A 1,929-nucleotide genomic window follows, 5' to 3' on the forward strand; every position below is an offset into this window, starting at 1 on the left:
AAGTAATGGGGGGTTATCGGGCTGGTCCGGAATGGGTGATCGATTCGGCTGGAACACGCATGCAGCATCAAGACCTAAAAATCCGGCTGGAATATCCGGCCTTCGGGATTGGCAGACAGAATGATGCCCTTGACATTTGGGTAGAAGACGCCTCGGGTTCCGTCAGTGCCATTGAGGTGAAGTACATTACGCACGACCTGGCTGCCTTAAGAAATGGCGAATCCTTTCGCCTAGTTGACCAAGCAGCCACCTCGCAAAAGCGGTTTGACTACCTGAAAGACATTAATCGCATCGAGTCGCTGCTGACAGGGAACCCACCGCTGGTTGGATACGCTCTGTTTCTGACGAACAACCCCGGGTACTGGAACAGCAATGCCCGGTCCGCCAAGGGGGATGCATTTCCGCATACCTTTAGAGAGGGAGAAACCCTCTCCGGACTGCTTGCCTGGAAGCCTAATACCAAGAAAAACACCTTGGGGAATCGCACAGAGTCTGTGACGCTGACTGGACGGTATACGATGAACTGGAGGCCGTACAGTACCGTACAAGGTACAGGATATGGGGAGTTCCGTTACGTACTGGTTGCGGTCCAGAGCTCTCATTGAGAGCCTGCTCGATCCATTTCAACAGACGCTGCGGTACCGTTCTAAACGATGGCACGCGACGATTCCGAGTCGTGGGGGCAGGCCAACACAGGCAAGGTGATCATGAGAGCAAAAATTAAGCAGACCGGCCCTGATTCCGCCACTGTCGAACCAATTACCCTGCGACCAGGCAAAACAACCCGCTTGGTCTTCAAGTCGCAACTCGTCAACAACAAGCAGGACGAGAAGAAACCAGTCAGGGGTGAGCTTGTATGGCAAAAACGCAAGTCATCCGAACAAACTGAAGAATGGGTCGATGAAACTCAGGTGAAGCTGACCTCCATGACGGCAGGCTCTGGCATTAAGCTAGAGTTAAGCACCGACGAAATTTACCAACTCACTCATGTCGTGAGAGGCCTGTACGGTGTTTATTGGCGAAACGGAAAACGGCTTCCGAGTACAGGGGATGAATTTGAACTTTCCGACTACGTTCAAGCCGCGAAGGTCCTAGATACCTTAGATGCCACCGCAAGAGTCATTGAGACAATGAACCCCGAAGGACTTGTGTCACTGTTTAAATGGATCGCCGGCCACGACAACGCGATGAAGGTTGTTGAGGCACTGCCGAAGCTTGCTCCAGCAGACTTGGCTGGGCTCAATGCTCTAGCCGGGCTTGGCATGTTGAAGCAGGCACTCTCTATCTGGAACACAAATAGGAGCAACGCTGACGAGAACTTCTGGCAGTCCACCCTCACGCAATATTCGTTCGTCTTCTCGCAGGTGTTCTCCATGCCAGTCGTGATTTTCGGCACAAAGACCTATGTCGGCGGCAAGAGTTTAGAGGACACTGGAGGAAAGCAGCCAGACTTTCTCCTGCAAAGCGAACTTACCAGTCACGTGATGGTAGTCGAAATCAAGACACCCGAGACACCTTTGCTGAGCAAGTCACCCTACCGGCCACCCGATGTCTTTGCCGTCAGCAGAGACGTATGCGGTGCTGTTGGTCAAATCGGGCGGTACAAAGATACGTTCCTTGAGAACTATGCCCAACTGCATTTGAAGTCGAAGGAGAGGTTCCTCTTGGCAGATCCAAAGTGCCTCGTCGTTGTCGGCAACACAGAGCAACTTGAAACTGCCGACATGAAAGACTCCTTTGAATACTTTCGACGCGGGCAGCGAGGCACAGAAATCATCACCTTCGACGAACTATTCAAGAAAATTGAAACTCTCATCCGCCTCTTGGAAAGCGGCGCGGTGTAGGAGTCAAGCGGCGTGGAGTTGGATCGTCGAATCCGTTGTCAGTTTTCATCCACCACTATCGACCCACCCTCGAGCCCTAAACAAC

The 1,929-nt window shown here is 52.4% G+C and carries 2 protein-coding genes; both read left to right on the forward strand.

Annotation, left to right across the window (positions count from 1 at the left end; translation table 11 throughout):
• The coding region (locus tag G4D87_RS37150; RefSeq protein WP_205507877.1) for a hypothetical protein at positions 1-605 on the forward strand (605 nt) is incomplete at its 5' end.
• 48 nt (positions 606-653) lie between these two features.
• Positions 654-1,844 (forward strand): Shedu immune nuclease family protein, encoded by a 1,191-nt coding sequence (locus G4D87_RS37155; RefSeq protein WP_163787501.1) that lies wholly within the window; start codon positions 654-656, stop codon positions 1,842-1,844.
• Positions 1,845-1,929 lie beyond the last annotated feature (85 nt).

It is taken from the genome of Myxococcus vastator (genome assembly GCF_010894475.1).
Classification (GTDB): Bacteria; Myxococcota; Myxococcia; order Myxococcales; family Myxococcaceae; genus Myxococcus; species Myxococcus vastator.